Source organism: Photobacterium rosenbergii, from assembly GCF_003026455.1.
Taxonomy (GTDB): domain Bacteria; phylum Pseudomonadota; class Gammaproteobacteria; order Enterobacterales; family Vibrionaceae; genus Photobacterium; species Photobacterium rosenbergii.
Map to the genome: position 1 here is coordinate 1 of NZ_PYMB01000034.1, position 15,743 is coordinate 15,743.

18 protein-coding genes are annotated in these 15,743 nt (G+C 52.7%); 12 read left to right on the plus strand and 6 right to left on the minus strand.

The annotated features are described in order from the left end of the window. From accB to C9J01_RS27265, 8 genes are all read left to right on the plus strand, one after another. Positions 1–260 (plus strand): acetyl-CoA carboxylase biotin carboxyl carrier protein (gene accB / locus C9J01_RS27230; RefSeq protein ID WP_146157119.1); only part of this gene is annotated, 260 nt, incomplete at its 5' end. A gap of 12 nt (positions 261–272) precedes the next feature. Further along, positions 273–1,616, plus strand: a complete 1,344-nt coding sequence (gene accC / locus C9J01_RS27235) for an acetyl-CoA carboxylase biotin carboxylase subunit (protein WP_107301211.1) — start codon at positions 273–275, stop codon at positions 1,614–1,616. 186 nt (positions 1,617–1,802) lie between these two features. After that, positions 1,803–2,084, plus strand: a complete 282-nt coding sequence (locus C9J01_RS27240; protein WP_107301212.1) for a YhdT family protein — start codon at positions 1,803–1,805, stop codon at positions 2,082–2,084. Beyond that, a complete protein-coding gene (gene panF, locus C9J01_RS27245) occupies positions 2,077–3,534 on the plus strand; it encodes a sodium/pantothenate symporter (protein ID WP_107301213.1) in 1,458 nt (485 codons plus the stop codon). Before C9J01_RS27240 ends, panF begins: the two co-directional genes overlap by 8 nt. Before the next feature lie 106 nt (positions 3,535–3,640). Beyond that, positions 3,641–4,525, plus strand: a complete 885-nt coding sequence (gene prmA / locus C9J01_RS27250) for a 50S ribosomal protein L11 methyltransferase (RefSeq protein ID WP_107301214.1) — start codon at positions 3,641–3,643, stop codon at positions 4,523–4,525. A gap of 149 nt (positions 4,526–4,674) precedes the next feature. After that, positions 4,675–5,640 (plus strand): tRNA dihydrouridine synthase DusB, encoded by a 966-nt coding sequence (dusB, locus tag C9J01_RS27255; RefSeq protein ID WP_170114940.1) that lies wholly within the window; start codon positions 4,675–4,677, stop codon positions 5,638–5,640. A 22-nt stretch (positions 5,641–5,662) separates the two neighbouring features. Continuing rightward, positions 5,663–5,959, plus strand: coding sequence for a DNA-binding transcriptional regulator Fis (gene fis / locus C9J01_RS27260; RefSeq protein WP_005372656.1), 297 nt, complete (start codon positions 5,663–5,665; stop codon positions 5,957–5,959). 180 nt (positions 5,960–6,139) lie between these two features. After that, positions 6,140–6,655: a fasciclin domain-containing protein gene (locus C9J01_RS27265; RefSeq protein ID WP_107301242.1), complete on the plus strand. Its 516-nt coding sequence runs from the start codon at positions 6,140–6,142 to the stop codon at positions 6,653–6,655. A gap of 74 nt (positions 6,656–6,729) precedes the next feature. Here the strand turns inward: C9J01_RS27265 and ppnP are convergent, their stop codons facing one another. Further along, positions 6,730–7,011 carry a pyrimidine/purine nucleoside phosphorylase gene (gene ppnP, locus C9J01_RS27270; RefSeq protein WP_107301215.1) on the minus strand — a complete coding sequence of 94 codons (282 nt, stop codon included), beginning with the start codon at positions 7,009–7,011 and terminating at the stop codon, positions 6,730–6,732. A gap of 92 nt (positions 7,012–7,103) precedes the next feature. Then, entirely contained in the window at positions 7,104–7,574 is a 471-nt protein-coding gene (gene zntR / locus C9J01_RS27275) for a Zn(2+)-responsive transcriptional regulator (RefSeq protein ID WP_107301216.1), read from the minus strand. Positions 7,575–7,785: 211 nt separating this feature from the next. Between zntR and purH the strand changes: the two genes are divergently transcribed. Together purH and purD are read left to right on the plus strand one after the other, a co-directional pair. Further along, positions 7,786–9,378, plus strand: a complete 1,593-nt coding sequence (gene purH / locus C9J01_RS27280; protein WP_107301217.1) for a bifunctional phosphoribosylaminoimidazolecarboxamide formyltransferase/IMP cyclohydrolase — start codon at positions 7,786–7,788, stop codon at positions 9,376–9,378. Between the two features lie 143 nt (positions 9,379–9,521). Then, positions 9,522–10,814 carry a phosphoribosylamine--glycine ligase gene (purD, locus tag C9J01_RS27285; protein WP_107301218.1) on the plus strand — a complete coding sequence of 431 codons (1,293 nt, stop codon included), beginning with the start codon at positions 9,522–9,524 and terminating at the stop codon, positions 10,812–10,814. 88 nt (positions 10,815–10,902) lie between these two features. On the opposite strand, the gene C9J01_RS27290 is transcribed toward purD, so the two are convergent. Both C9J01_RS27290 and hupA read right to left on the minus strand, forming a co-directional pair. Continuing rightward, a complete protein-coding gene (locus tag C9J01_RS27290; protein ID WP_107301219.1) occupies positions 10,903–11,604 on the minus strand; it encodes a DUF1481 domain-containing protein in 702 nt (233 codons plus the stop codon). A gap of 39 nt (positions 11,605–11,643) precedes the next feature. After that, positions 11,644–11,916, minus strand: coding sequence for a nucleoid-associated protein HU-alpha (hupA, locus tag C9J01_RS27295; RefSeq protein WP_107301220.1), 273 nt, complete (start codon positions 11,914–11,916; stop codon positions 11,644–11,646). A 227-nt stretch (positions 11,917–12,143) separates the two neighbouring features. Between hupA and C9J01_RS27300 the strand changes: the two genes are divergently transcribed. Further along, positions 12,144–13,199, plus strand: coding sequence for a CNNM domain-containing protein (locus C9J01_RS27300; RefSeq protein ID WP_107301221.1), 1,056 nt, complete (start codon positions 12,144–12,146; stop codon positions 13,197–13,199). A 96-nt stretch (positions 13,200–13,295) separates the two neighbouring features. Here C9J01_RS27300 and brnQ read toward each other — a convergent pair whose 3' ends face one another. Further along, complete coding sequence (gene brnQ / locus C9J01_RS27305) at positions 13,296–14,597, minus strand: branched-chain amino acid transport system II carrier protein (RefSeq protein ID WP_107301222.1); 1,302 nt, start codon at positions 14,595–14,597, stop codon at positions 13,296–13,298. 47 nt (positions 14,598–14,644) lie between these two features. Between brnQ and C9J01_RS29705 the strand changes: the two genes are divergently transcribed. Then, on the plus strand, positions 14,645–14,797 hold the full coding sequence (locus tag C9J01_RS29705; protein ID WP_158264601.1) for a hypothetical protein: 153 nt from the start codon (positions 14,645–14,647) through the stop codon (positions 14,795–14,797). Between the two features lie 309 nt (positions 14,798–15,106). Here the strand turns inward: C9J01_RS29705 and C9J01_RS27310 are convergent, their stop codons facing one another. Then, positions 15,107–15,694 (minus strand): YjaG family protein, encoded by a 588-nt coding sequence (locus C9J01_RS27310; protein WP_107301223.1) that lies wholly within the window; start codon positions 15,692–15,694, stop codon positions 15,107–15,109. Positions 15,695–15,743: the final 49 nt, after the last annotated feature.

A 15,743-nucleotide genomic window follows, 5' to 3' on the forward strand; every position in this document is an offset into this window, starting at 1 on the left:
CTCCAGCCGCTGCTGCAACACCTGCTGGCCACCAGGTTCTGTCGCCAATGGTAGGTAGCTTCTACCGTGCGCCAAGCCCAGATGCGAAACCATTTGTTGAAATCGGCCAATCTGTCAATGCGGGTGATACCCTATGTATCGTCGAAGCAATGAAGATGATGAACCAGATCGAAGCTGACAAAGCCGGTACGGTTGTAGCTATCCTGGCAGAAGACGGTGATGCCGTTGAGTTCGACCAGCCGCTAGTTATCATCGAGTAACCGGGGCCTTTTATGCTAGATAAAATTGTAATTGCTAACCGAGGCGAGATTGCGCTGCGTATCCTGCGCGCATGTAAAGAACTCGGTATCAAAACCGTCGCGGTGCACTCAACCGCTGACCGCGATCTCAAGCACGTACTGCTGGCTGACGAAGCGATCTGTATTGGTCCTGCCAAGAGTACCGAGAGCTACCTGAACATCCCGCGCATTATCAGCGCAGCGGAAATCACAGGCTCGGTGGCTATCCACCCAGGCTATGGTTTCCTGTCTGAAAACGCCGATTTTGCCGAGCAGGTTGAGCGCTCTGGCTTCATTTTCGTCGGCCCGAAAGCAGACACCATCCGCATGATGGGTGACAAAGTTTCTGCTATCACCGCGATGAAAAAAGCTGGCGTTCCATGTGTACCAGGCTCTGACGGTCCACTTGATGACGATGAAGCCAAAAACAAAGCCTTTGCCAAGCGTATCGGCTACCCGGTGATCATCAAGGCATCAGGCGGCGGCGGTGGCCGTGGTATGCGTGTGGTCCGCAGCGAAGCTGAGCTTATTGAAGCTATCCAGATGACCCGTGCCGAAGCGAAAGCGGCCTTCAACAACGATATGGTTTACATGGAGAAATTCCTAGAAAACCCACGCCATATCGAAGTTCAGGTACTGGCTGACGGCCAGGGCGGAGCTATCCACCTTGGTGAGCGTGACTGTTCTATGCAGCGCCGCCACCAGAAGGTTGTGGAAGAAGCACCAGCGCCAGGTATCACCGAAGAAATGCGCAAGTACATCGGTGAACGTTGTACCCGTGCATGTATCGAAATCGGCTACCGCGGTGCCGGTACCTTCGAATTCCTGTACGAGAACGGCGAGTTCTACTTCATCGAGATGAACACCCGTATTCAGGTTGAGCACCCAGTGACCGAAATGGTTACCGGCGTTGACCTGATCAAAGAGCAGCTGCGTATCGCCGCTGGCCAGCCTCTGTCGTTCACCCAGGATGACATCAAGATCAAAGGCCACGCCGTTGAGTGCCGTATCAACGCCGAAGATCCTGAGCGCTTCCTACCTTGCCCGGGTAAGATCGAACGCTTCCACGCTCCAGGCGGCATGGGCGTACGTTGGGAATCGCACATCTACACCGGCTACAGCGTTCCACCGTTCTACGATTCAATGATCGGCAAGCTGATCACCTTCGGTGAGAACCGTGACGTGGCAATTGCCCGCATGAAGAACGCCCTTGGTGAGATGATCATCGACGGTATCAAGACTAATGTTCCTCTTCAGCAGGAAATCATGGCGGACGAGAACTTCCAGCACGGTGGTGCCAATATCCACTACCTCGAGAAGAAACTCGGCCTTCAGTAAGGTTGATACCTTCAAGTAAAAAGCTGCTTCGGCAGCTTTTTTTATTTCTTTGCACCGCATTTGCCCTCCCTTCCTAGCGCTCCCTGCTAACTTTTGCCACAATAGCCCCCTTATATTTGTATGAAGAATGAGCAATGGGACACACCTGCGCTGCCCCCTTGCTGCCCATCAACCGGAAACAACACCATGAAAACGCTGTCTGCGCGCTATCGCCAGGCCCACAAGGAGGCCAAATGGGCTGTTGGCCTCGCTCTGGCCTACTTCGCCTGGTGGTATTTCTCGGCCTATGCTTTTGCCCCTAATGGCATAGACGAAAGCCTGCCTACCCTATACTGGGGATTCCCGTTATGGTTCCTACTGGCCTGTATTATCGGCCCGATCCTGTTCACCGTGCTCTGTGGCCTGATGGTGAAATATATCTACCGCGATATGTCGCTCGAGGTCGAGCAGGAGGCCGGTGATGAATAGCCAACTGCTGATCCCCCTCGTCTTGTACCTGATGGCCGTGTTCGGCCTTGCCATCTACACCCGTCGCCACCGCGGTAATGGCAGCGGTTTTCTCAACGAATACCTAGTCGGTAACCGCAGCATGGGCGGCTTTGTCCTTGCCATGACGCTAGCGGCGACCTATGCCAGTGCGAGCTCATTCATCGGTGGGCCGGGAGCCGCCTACAAAATGGGGCTGGGTTGGGTGCTGCTGGCAATGATCCAGCTACCGGCAGCCTGGCTGACCCTTGGGGTGCTCGGCAAGAAATTTGCCATCGAATCACGCCGCCACAACGCATTGACGCTGAACGATATTCTCTATGCCCGCTATAAGAACCGTGGGGTGGTGATCTTCGCCTCGCTGGCACTTCTGCTGGCATTTTTCGGTACCATGGTGGTGCAGTTTGTCGGCGGTGCCCGATTGCTACAAACCGTCACCGGCCTGTCCTACCATCACGGCTTGATCCTGTTTGCCGCCACCGTCGGCCTCTACACCACTATCGGTGGCTTCCGTGCCGTGGTGATGACCGATACCGTGCAGGGGATCATGATGATCATCGGCACCATTGCACTGCTGGTCGGGATCGTCCATGCCGGTGGCAGCATCGGTGAGATGATGGGCGAACTGCACCGTATTGACCCGGCACTGGTGACCCCGTTCGGCCCGGACAACTTCCTCAGCCAACCTTTCATGCTCAGTTTCTGGGTTCTGGTCTGTTTCGGCGTTATCGGCCTGCCCCATGCGGCGGTGCGCTGCATGTCTTATAAATCAACAGGCTCCTTGCACAAAGGCATGGTGATCAGCACCGCGATGGTCGCCTTCCTGATGCTCGGTATGCACCTTGCCGGCGCACTGGGCCGTGCCATCGTGCCGGACATCGCCAGCCCGGATCAGATCATGCCGACCCTGATGATGACGGTACTACCGCCAGTCGTTGCGGGTGTATTCCTAGCCGGTCCGATGGCAGCTATTATGTCGACCATCGACTCCCAGCTAATCCAGGCTTCAGCTACCCTGCTCAAGGATTTGTACCTCAACTACATCAACCCGAAAGCCGCTGAGGGGCCGGAAGCTGAAAGCCGCCTGCCGAAGTTATCGCTATGGGTCACCGGTATTTTCTCGCTGCTGGTCTTTGTTGCCGCGATCAACCCGCCGGATATGATCATCTGGCTCAACCTGCTGGCTTTTGGTGGGATGCAGGCCGTTTTCCTGTGGCCGCTGGTTTTGGGCCTGTACTGGAAAAAAGCCTCGGCGACCGGTGCCTTTGCCTCTATGGTTAGCGGACTGGCCTGTTACATCGCCCTATCGCTGCTCAAGCCCGATTTAGGCGGCATCCATGCCATAGTACCAACCCTTGCAATTGGCCTTGTCACTTTCGTCCTGGGAAGCCTAGCAAGGCCGGTTCCACAACAGACCTTGCAACAGGTCTAAAACAACCTCCAGATAGCACCTTCGGGTGCTATCTTTTTTTTAACTGGCTAAAAATCATGCTAGACTCCGCATCCTTGAATTTAGCTAACCTAAAAGCGAAATAACCATGCCTTGGATTCAAATCAAACTGAACGCGACGGCTGAGAATGCTGAAGCTATCGGCGATATGCTGATGGAAGAGACGGGCGCAGTCTCGGTTACCTTCCTTGATGCCCAGGACACACCTGTTTTCGAACCACTACCGGGTGAAACCCGCCTGTGGGGCGATACCGATGTGGTCGGCCTGTACGATGCAGAAACGGACATGAACTTTGTCCTTGAAATGCTCAACAACAGCCCGCTGATTGCCGACGATTTTGCCCACAAAATCGAGCAGTTGGAAGACAAGGACTGGGAGCGCGAGTGGATGGACAACTTCCACCCAATGCGTTTTGGCCGCCGCCTGTGGATTTGCCCAAGCTGGCGTGAAGTCCCTGAGCCGGATGCGGTCAACGTGATGCTGGACCCGGGCCTTGCCTTCGGTACCGGTACCCACCCAACCACATCACTTTGCCTTGAGTGGCTTGACGGCCAAGACCTGACTGGCAAAACCATCATCGACTTTGGTTGTGGCTCCGGCATCCTGGCCATTGCAGCCTTGAAACTGGGCGCAAAGAAGGTGATCGGTATCGATATCGACCCACAGGCTATCCAAGCCTCCCGCGACAATGCTGAGCGCAACGGCGTGGCAGAAAACCTAGAGCTGTACCTACCTCAGGACCAGCCTGAAGGTATCCAGGCAGACGTGGTTGTCGCCAACATCCTGGCTGGCCCGCTACGCGAGCTATCGCCGGTGATCAAGAGCCTGGTCAAAGACGGTGGCCTACTGGCGATTTCTGGCGTACTGGAGAGCCAGGCGGAAGATGTCGCGACCTACTACAGCGACGAGCTGACGCTTGACCCAATTGCGGCCCGTGAAGAGTGGTGTCGCATCTCTGGGCGCAAAGCGTAATCGACTTTTTCCTCTTCGATAAACAGTCAATTGATTGAAAAAAGTACAGTTTTGAAAATCAAAACCTAAATGCTCAATTATTGGCCTTTTCAGGAGGGGAAAAAATGCGTAAAATGCGCGCCCTTACTGGCATAGTCAGGAATAGACGTTTGAAGATCGGTCCTTATCAACTTAACAACCAGCTGATAGTCGCCCCAATGGCAGGTGTGACCGATCGGCCATTTCGCGAATTATGCCTGCGCTACGGGGCAGGTATGGCTGTGAGCGAAATGATGTCGTCTAACCCAGACCTGTGGAAAACGTCCAAGTCCCAGAACCGCATGGTACATGAAGGCGAGTCAGGGATCCGCTCGGTGCAAATCGCCGGCGCTGATCCCAAACTGATGGCCGAGGCGGCGCAGTTCAGTGTTGAAAACGGTGCGCAAATCATCGATATCAACATGGGCTGTCCAGCCAAGAAGGTCAACAAACGCCTGGCAGGCTCTGCCCTGCTGCAATACCCAGATCTGATCGAAGATATCCTTCGAACGGTGGTCGATGCGGTTGATGTCCCGGTGACGCTCAAAACCCGTACCGGCTGGGATCTTGAAAACCGAAACTGTGTCGATATTGCCAAACGTGCCGAACAATGTGGCATCCAGGCATTGGCCCTGCATGGCAGAACCAAGACCTGTATGTACAAAGGCGAGGCAGAATACGATTACATCAAGGCAGTGAAAGAAGCGATCTCGATTCCGGTGATTGCGAACGGTGATATCGACTCACCGGAGAAGGCACGCTTTGTACTGGATTACACCGGTGCCGATGGCTTGATGATTGGCCGCCCTGCGCAAGGTCGGCCGTGGATTTTCCAGGAAATCCACCATTACTTAACAACTGGCGAACACCTGCCGGCTCCATCATTCGATGAAGTTGGTAGCATCATGCTGGGCCACGTCCAGGAGCTCCACCGTTTCTACGGCGAGTATCTGGGTTTGCGTATCGCACGCAAGCATGTGGGCTGGTATTTGAAAGAGCATGCCCCAGCAGGTGATTTCCGCCGGACCTTCAACGCACTCGAGGATGCCCAACAGCAACTCGATGCGCTGCAAGGCTACTTCGACAACGTTGCATAAATACGAGAAGAGCTTACAGAATATGTTCGAACAAAATCTGACTTCCGAAGCATTGACAGTAACTACTGTTACTTCACAGGACCAAATCACACAGAAGCCACTTCGTGACTCTGTTAAGGCGTCACTGAAAAACTACCTGGCTCAACTAAACGGTCAGGAAGTCGATGATCTGTACGAGCTAGTGCTTGCTGAAGTTGAGCAGCCACTACTGGACACCATCATGCAGTACACCCGTGGTAACCAAACCCGCGCGGCAACTATGATGGGTATCAACCGCGGTACTCTTCGCAAGAAACTGAAAAAATACGGCATGAACTAATCAGCCGCTTTCGGTTATCTGATTGCGAAAGCCCAAACCAGGCAACTGGTTTGGGCTTTTTCTTTATCGGCCCTTCCCTTCTCAATATTAAGACTGCCCATAATATCGGTTGAACCATACTGCTTCTCTGTACGTTAAAAGCTTGGCAATCACTACAACGAGGCGATAACGATGAAATCCATGCTCTGTGTATTCAACCGCTCACTACTGTTTGTTGTTATGCTATTTTCCGGCATGGCAATGGCAGGCCACCACGAAGCAAGCGAAGCCGAAAAGAACCTAGTTCAGGTCGCCGCCAATAACGATGACTTCCAGACCTTGGTCATGGCAATCAAAGCGGCCGATTTGGTTGGCACTCTGGAAGGTAAAGGGCCATTTACAGTACTAGCCCCAGCTGATGATGCTTTTGCCAAACTCCCTGACGGCACGCTTGCTGCGTTGCTCGAACCAGAAAACAAAGAAAAACTGCAGGCTATCCTTACCTACCATGTATTGCCTGGCGCCATCTCTTCAGAGGAAGTGGTCAAGCTAAAACTACCTGAAACCGTCCAAGGCAGTACCGTCGCGATTGAAACTGATGACGATGGCAAGGTGACTATCAATGGCGCGAACGTCATTTTAGCTGATGTGCCAGCAAGCAACGGCGTCATCCACGTCATCGACACCGTATTGCTGCCACCAGAACCAAAAGAATAAGTGCCAGCGACAACAACAAAAAAGCCAGCAAAACATGCTGGCTTTTTTAATCTCGCTTTAAAGAAAATAAGCGACTAGAGGTAATCACACAGGTAGGCAGTTGGCTCGGACACCTTCACATCAAACGAAGAGTCACCCGGGACTTCAAAATCATCGCCGGCATAGTAGGTTTCCCACTCGATATGGCCGGGTAGTTTTACCGTCAGGGCACCCTTGACCACCGTCATACGCTCCGGCGCAGCAGTACCAAACGTGTACTCACCCGCAGCCATTACGCCAACACTGGCGCGCTCGCCAGATGTTTCAAACCCCAGGGATTTAACCTGGCCATCAAAATACTCATTCACTTTCAACATGACTTTCCCTATCAATAACAAGGCGATACTTTGACGCTACCACAACTTCACCGACTGCCCAATATAATTTGTCGATTGGGCGCTAATTTAGGTTAATGCTCGGGGCAACTGGCCCGCCCGCTGCAACAGCGCTCTTCACTCTGTTGGCCCGTCTGCGACTCATCGTCCCCCAGCGCTTCGAGGATAGAGCAGTGGCTGGCATCGTCATCAACATGGCCGCAGCAGGCATCATTAATTTTCTTCAGCGCGTGACGGATACGTGACAACTCCGCCATCTTGCGATCAACCTCATCTAACTTAGCCTGGGTGATCGCCTTGACCTCGGCACAGCTATGCTGGCTGGCCTCGAGACGGATATCCAGCAACTCCCTTATTTCATCAAGGCTCAGACCCACGGCCTTGGCCCGCAGGATAAAATGAATCCTAGATAAGTCGTCCTCGCTATAAAGCCGGTAACCGCTATCACTGCGTCCAGCAGGGACCAATAAACCGTTCTTCTCGTAAAACCGCAAGGTATCACTACTGACCCCACAGTGCTTAGCCAGCTGGCCAATCAAATACATACCGCCCCAACCTTCAGTGATCAGCAAACAACAAAAAGCAAACGTTTGCGTAGTGGTGGAATTAATGTAAAATATGCCGCGTTGATCACAATACATCAACGGCAGCACAGTGTGTATCTTCGATTCTAGCCGAGGGTATTTACCAAAATCCAGTCACTCACCCGCTGGCTTTTGGCAAATAGTCCTCCGTGTTTACAAAGAGATGGTTGCAATGGAAAACGCTCGTCCTATCCGCCGTGCGCTAATTAGCGTGTCAGACAAAACTGGTATTGTTGAGTTCGCCCAGGCGCTTGCCGATCGTGGTGTCGACATCCTGTCCACTGGTGGCACAGCCCGCCTGCTTGCCGAACAGGGTATCAAGGTGACTGAAGTTTCCGATCACACTGGCTTCCCTGAAATGATGGACGGTCGCGTAAAGACCCTGCATCCAAAGATTCACGGTGGTGTACTGGGCCGTCGCGGCACTGATGATGCCGTCATGGGCGAGCACGGTATCGCTCCAATCGATATGGTTGTTGTGAACCTATACCCATTCGCAGCTACAGTTGCCAACCCAGATTGCACCCTGGAAGATGCGGTTGAAAACATCGATATCGGTGGCCCGACAATGGTTCGCTCTGCCGCGAAGAACCACAAAGACGTGACAATCATCGTTAATGCCCACGACTACGATCGCGTCCTGACCGAAATGGCAGCCAACGAAGGCTCACTAACTCATGCAACCCGCTTTGACCTAGCGATTGCAGCATTTGAGCACACTGCAGCCTACGACGGCATGATCGCCAACTACTTTGGTACTATGGTGCCATCATACGGCGACAACAAGGAAGGCGATGAGGAATCTAAATTCCCACGTACTTTCAACCAGCAGTTCGAGAAGAAGCAGGACATGCGCTATGGCGAAAACAGCCACCAGGCTGCTGCCTTCTATGTAGAAAGCAACCCAGAAGAAGCATCGGTTGCAACAGCTCGCCAGATCCAAGGTAAAGCCCTGTCTTACAACAACATCGCAGATACTGATGCGGCGCTGGAATGTGTGAAAGAGTTCGACCAACCAGCTTGTGTGATTGTAAAACACGCCAACCCTTGTGGTGTAGCGCTGGGTGACAACATCCTTGAAGCCTACGACCGCGCATTCAAGACTGACCCAACATCTGCATTTGGCGGCATTATCGCATTCAACCGTGAACTAGACGCTGCTACGGCAACGGCTATCACTGAGCGTCAATTCGTTGAGGTGATCATTGCACCGTCTGTTTCAGCTGAAGCAGTTGAAATTGTTGCAGCCAAGAAGAACCTTCGCCTACTTGAGTGTGGTGAGTGGACAACCAAGACAACCGGCTTTGACGTGAAGCGCGTTAACGGCGGCCTACTTGTTCAAGACCGTGACCAAGGTATGGTGTCTGAAGCTGACCTTAAGGTGGTCTCTAAGCGCCAGCCAACAGAAGAAGAGTTGAAAGATGCCCTATTCTGCTGGAAGGTAGCGAAATTCGTGAAGTCTAACGCGATTGTTTACGCTAAAGGCGATATGACTATCGGTGTGGGCGCAGGCCAGATGAGCCGCGTTTACTCAGCGAAAATTGCCGGTATCAAAGCGGCTGACGAGAATTTGGAAGTTGCAGGTAGCGTAATGGCTTCTGATGCCTTCTTCCCGTTCCGTGACGGTATCGATGCGGCTGCTGAAGCGGGCATCAAATGTGTTATCCAGCCAGGTGGCTCGATGCGCGACCAGGAAGTGATCGATGCTGCCGACGAGCACGGCATGGCGATGATCTTTACCGGCATGCGCCACTTCCGCCACTAATCACGCAAGCCCAGGGTACGCCCTGGGCTTTGTCATATTTAGATTTCGCCTTTGAATATCAGATGATATGCCAAAGGCTTTCATGATTTTAATGCAAGCCATTTTCTAAGTTCAGGTAAATGGCACAGCAATAAGGGATTAAGATGAATGTATTGATTATTGGTGCCGGTGGTCGTGAGCACGCGCTGGGCTGGAAAGCCGCACAAAACCCAAACGTTGAAACCGTTTTTGTTGCCCCTGGCAACGCCGGTACGGCTCTGGAGCCTAAACTGGAAAACGTTGCTATCGGCGTTGAAGACATCGAAGCTTTGGTCGCCTTTGCTAAAGAAAAAGCAATTGAGCTGACCATTGTTGGTCCGGAAGCACCGTTGGTTATCGGTGTGGTTGATGCTTTCCGCGCAGCTGGCCTACCAATCTTCGGCCCTACTGAAGCTGCAGCCCAGCTAGAAGGCTCTAAAGCCTTTACCAAGGACTTTCTGGCCCGCCACCAGATCCCAACCGGCGCCTACGCCAACTTCACCGAAATCGAGCCTGCTTTAGCTTACGTTCGCGAGCAAGGCGCGCCTATCGTGGTTAAGGCTGACGGCCTAGCTGCCGGTAAAGGTGTTATCGTTGCGATGACCCTTGAAGAAGCAGAAGACGCTATCAAAGACATGCTAGCGGGCAATGCCTTCGGCGAAGCAGGTAGCCGAGTGGTTATCGAAGAGTTCCTGGAAGGCGAGGAAGCGAGCTTCATCGTGATGGTTGACGGCGAGAACGTCTTACCAATGGCCACCAGCCAGGACCACAAGCGTGTTGGCGACAAAGACACTGGCCCTAACACTGGCGGTATGGGTGCTTACTCACCGGCACCCGTTGTTACGACGGAAATCCACAACCGCATCATGGAAGAGGTTATCTACCCAACTGTACGCGGTATGGCGGCAGAAGGTCACCCTTACACTGGTTTCCTTTACGCTGGCCTGATGATTGCTGCAGACGGTACGCCGAAAGTTATCGAGTACAACTGCCGCTTCGGCGATCCTGAAACCCAACCAATTATGATGCGTATGGAATCGGATCTGGTTGAGCTTTGCCTAATGGCAATTGACGAGAAGCTGGACCAAGCAGAATCCAAGTGGGACCCACGCGCCTCAATCGGTGTGGTCCTGGCCGCTGGCGGTTATCCGGCAAGCTATGCCAAGGGCGATGTGATCAGCCTGCCAAGCACAGACGCGGAAGGCCAGAAGATCTTCCATGCCGGCACAGCAACCAACGCCGAAGGCGAGATCGTGACCAACGGCGGTCGCGTATTGTGTGCAACAGCCCTAGGCAACTCGGTATCTGAAGCCCAGCAGCGTGCCTACGAGCTAACCAAGCAAGTCAGCTGGAACGGTATGTTCCACCGCAACGACATCGGCTACCGTGCCGTTGCTCGAGAGCAGCAAGACGCCTAGGCGCCCACGCTGACTCTGTGCTATCAAAAAACGCGCCCAAGGGCGCGTTTTTTCATTCAGGCCATCACATAGGCCCAACCCCACAGGATCAGTTCGTCAGCAGAACAGGTGCACTCAGGCAGGCTGGCTGGTTGTCGGTTAGCATCAACAGCGTATTTGCCGTCAAGGTGCCTCGGCGGACCTGGCCGATCACTGCCATATACCCATCCAACTGAAGGTCCTGCAGTTGCTGCTCTAAATATTCAGGTAATTCGGGCTTGAAGTTCACTTTGAGTTGGCGCTCATCACCACAGCGGTAGAACTGCCCCTGCTTCCAGAAACCCTGCACCAGTGACAAATCATCCTTGCGCTGCTGCTTGACCACATCCGTACCATGCTTGGCCTCTTGGACCAACTGCTGGAGTTGGTCGCCGCTAAGCGGGATAAGCTCGTCACCGAGGGTATAGCGCTGAAAAACAGCATTGCCTAAGGTGTCGTAACGTACATGCAGGGAAAACGGCTTAATTTGCTGCTCGTCGAGCTGCCTACCTTCACGCTTTATTTCACGCAACTTGCCATCGCGCCAACGGTAATCAGTGCGGTAATCACCATAATCACCGGCCATTACGCGGTCAGCCAGACTGACGGGACGATTTTGCTGTGAGGTAAACCAATAGATTGACGTGCTATCACCGAGGCTCTGGCCACCGGTATGGGTCACGACTGGCGTAAGGTTGTTTTCGGGGACTGTTGGATTGGAGGCGCATCCCGCTAATAGCGAGAGGGTAAGAAAAGTCAGTAGTCGCTTCATGGAAAAACTCCGCCAGATAGATACCTGGCGGAGTATAGATTATTTCACTGAGTCTTTCAGTGCTTTACCAGCAACGAAAGCTGGTACGTTGGCTGCTGCGATCTGGATTTCCTGACCCGTTTGTGGGTTACGGCCAGTACGCGCTGCACGGTGGTTTACTTTGAAAGTACCAAAGCCGATTAGTTGAACCTGGTCACCTTCTTTAAGCGCGTCAGTGATACCGTCTAGTGTAGACTCTAGAGCAGCTTTAGCTTGAGCTTTAGAAAGATCCGCTTTTTCAGCGATCAGGTCAATCAGTTGGGTCTTGTTCATTAGGTTTCCCTTCTAAGGTTTTTTCTTAAGACGCATCAACTCTAATTCAAAAGAAGCCCGTGTGGCAAAGGTTTGTCAGCCTTGATGTGGTTAGGTGCGGGCTCTTTAACCATAAACTGAGCGCAAGTTCACAAAATGTTACTAATATGAGGGGTGAAATAGTTGTATTTATTCGCTTCAACACCGATTAATATAGGCGTAATCCGTTAATTATTACTAAGGTAAGCATGATACTCCTTACGATTTACATCGCTGTTGCGATTGGTGTTTCGTTTATTTGTTCAGTCCTGGAAGCTGTTCTTCTCAGCATCTCCCCTAGTTACATTGGTACCCTGCGCCAGCAAGGCCACCCAGCAGCAGACCGCTTGGCTGCCCTGAAAGACAACATTGACCGCCCGCTAGCGTCAATCCTAACCCTCAATACCATTGCCCACACCATTGGTGCGGCAACAGCCGGTGCTCAGGCTGCAGTGGTATTCGGTAGCCAATGGCTAGGTGTTTTCTCCGGCGTACTGACGATTGGTATTTTGCTATTCTCCGAAATTATCCCGAAGACAATCGGTGCAACCTACTGGCGTCAGCTAGCACCCGCTTCGGCATCGACCCTGCGCTGGATGGTTTGGGCCCTAACCCCGTTCGTCTGGGTTTCCGAGCAGATCACCCGCCGCCTATCCCGTGGCCATGAGGCTCCGAAAATGCGAGACGAGCTATCAGCGATGGCCATGCTGGCCAAAGAGTCGGGCGAACTGGCTGAAGGCGAGTCCAAAATCATGACTAACCTGCTGCAGTTCCGCGATGTCAGCGTTACCAAAATCATGACACCGCGTCCGGTACTGTTCCGTGTGGATGCCGAGCAGCCGATCAACGAGTTCCTGTCGCAGCACAAAGACAGCCCGTTCTCGCGCCCGTTGGTCTACAGCGAGCAGAAAGACAATATCCTTGGCTTCGTCCACCGCCTTGAGCTGTTTGCCGAAAGCCAGGCTGGCCGTGGCCAAAAAGAGCTAGGAACCCTGATGCGCCCGCTGCCGGTCATCATGAACAATGCCAGCGTGCCAAAAGCGTTCGAGCAGTTAATGAAAGAGCGCTCCCAACTGGTCTTGGTCGTCGATGAATACGGCACAGTCCAAGGCCTGGTGACCATGGAAGATATCTTTGAGCACCTAGTGGGTGAAGAGATTGTCGACGAAGCCGACAAAAACACCGACATGCAGCAGTTGGCTTACCAGCGCTGGGAGAAGTGGAAGAAAACCCACGGCGTAATCGAAAGCAAAGACGACGAATGATCTCACCAGCGGTAAATAGCCGCACTTGCTAACCGCATAATAACGAAAGGGGCCTAATGGCCCCTTTCTCTTTTCTCAACACATCACTACTTTAATTCAAGGTTGTACCGCCAACACAGGCCGTGTTGCCCTGCTCGCCACAACACCTATCGCCACCATCACCAAGCTAGGGACCACCCAGCCTGCATAATCGTTATAAAGCGGTAAATATTGCGCTAACCAATGATCCATCTCTGCAGGCATCTTGCCTAGGATATGCAAGGCATCCACACTGCCGAAGGCCAGTGCCGTGATTATCGCAGCCATCACCGCCGGAGTCGCCAAGCGGCGGCGCAACGGGGCAACGACCAACAGGGCAATGGCAACGGGGTGCAGGGCCACAACCACCGGCAGGGTGATCGCCAACAGCTGATCCAAACCAAGGTTGGCCACAAGCCCAGCAACGATCATTGTTACCCATACACTGCGCGAGTAAGTCACTGGCTGGAATGTACGGCTGTAAAACTCGCTCCCTGCGGTGGTAACACCAATCGCAGTGGTCAAGCAGGCCAAAATCATCACGACGCCCAAAAGGACACTACCCAAGGTACCGAAGTGGGTCAGGGTAAATGCCGTCAGGATCTCGCCACCATTGCCGAAAGACGACCCCAGGCTGGCACTGGTTGAGCCAATATAGGCCAAAGACAGGTATACCAGGGCCATCGCCACGGCATACATGACTGCAGCCATTAGGGTGTATTTGGCGGTCGCTTTCGGGCACTCCACACCCATTTCGCGGATTGCTCGGAAGATGATCCAGCCAAAGCCAATCGAACCCAGCGCATCCATGGTCATGTAGCCTTGGGTCAGCCCCTCGGCAAATGCTTTGTCCTGATATGGCCCGACTGCAGCCAAGGTTTCACCTGCCGGGGACATGAAGGCAGTTACCGCCAGCACAGATAGAATCACCACCAGCATCGGGGTCAGCCACTTGCCAAGCGTATCGACCAACTTGCCAGGGTAAAGTGCAAACACAATCGCTGCCAAACAGAATACGACAGTGAACGGCAGCAACGCCGCCTCGCCAACAAAGGGGGCAAAACTAAACTGGTAGGCAACAGTAATGGCTCGCGGGATCACAAAGGCAGGGCCAATTACGATAAACACCATCACCCAAAAGCCAGTGGCAACAGGCTTGGGCAGAGCCGCTGTCAGGTTATCGGAGCCATTAACCAACGCCACCATCACCAATGCCAGTGCTGGTAGACCAACCCCAGTTAGCAAGAATCCCGCCATGCCGGAAATAAAGTGTTCTCCGGCCTGTAAGCCAAGGAACGGAGGGAAGATCAGGTTGCCAGCACCAAGGTACATAGCGAAAGTCATAAAGCCCAAGGCGGCGATGTTGCGTGCACTTAACATAGTTATCCTCTACCGCGTCGGCTTGAAGGAAACTAAGGGAAATTCAGGTGAGAACATTGACCTATCAGCTTCGCTTCAAGCTGACAGGAAAATTGAGATGCGGCCTGTCAGCCCCGGATAAGACCCAGAGAGAGCAGGAGGAGCAGGCTAGCCGCAACGACTTTGAAGCCCTTGCAGGAAACAGCAATGTTGATAGCTGATACTGGCATAACTCGTCCTAGCTGACAGGAAAAAACTGGAAAACAAGCTGTTTTCCGCGACACCTTTGTTATAAACGCCGGTAGCGGAACAATACAAGCAGAAAAACAAAATAAGTGGAATGGATTGCCACCTGCAAACAAACCAGGATAAATCACTTAGAATTAAGCCACTAATTAATATTTAAAACTTCACAAATCCATTACACCCCCGCCGGTGACCGCTATAGCTTTATCCCAGTAGGAAATTGCCAAGTCCATCAGGCACAAAAAAAGGCCCCACAGGGCCCTTCTCTATTCAAAGCAGGTCGCTTATAACTCGATACCGATATTACTGACCGGATCTTCGCGTAATTCCTGACGCAGACCTTTGATCAACTCGATATCACGACGCTCAGCTTCTTTCAGCGCACGGAAAATGGCCCATTGCATGTCCCACTCGGCACATACCGCTTCATTTTCTTTCTGGTTTTCATTGGTGATTTCAACACCGGTCTGGGCCAACTCAAGATCCGCCACCGTCGCAGCAGACAGCGAGCTCAGCTTCGCCAATGTTTCCAACATCAGGTCACGGTCCAGCATGGCATGAAGCAAATCAGCCAGTGCCGCACAGGCATCAATCGCTGGGTTTACCGCATACAGATCGTAGTCTTCTGCATTCGGTACCAACTCTTCGAGTTTCTCTAGCTGCTTCTCGAAGTTAATCTTAGCCGTTTTTACGGTCAAAATTTCCCAGATACTGTCCAGAATCGAACGGTATTTCTGCTCATCCGCGAACTCCGTTTGCTGACAGAAGAACGCATAGTTGGGATACATTCGTTCACACAGTGACACCATAAAGGTAATGTGTTGCCATGGTTCTAATTTTTCTAAACGGAGCTGAACTGGATTCTTTAGCATGGGATAATCCGCAATTGTGATTTGCCACGGATCTTACTTGTATACCCCT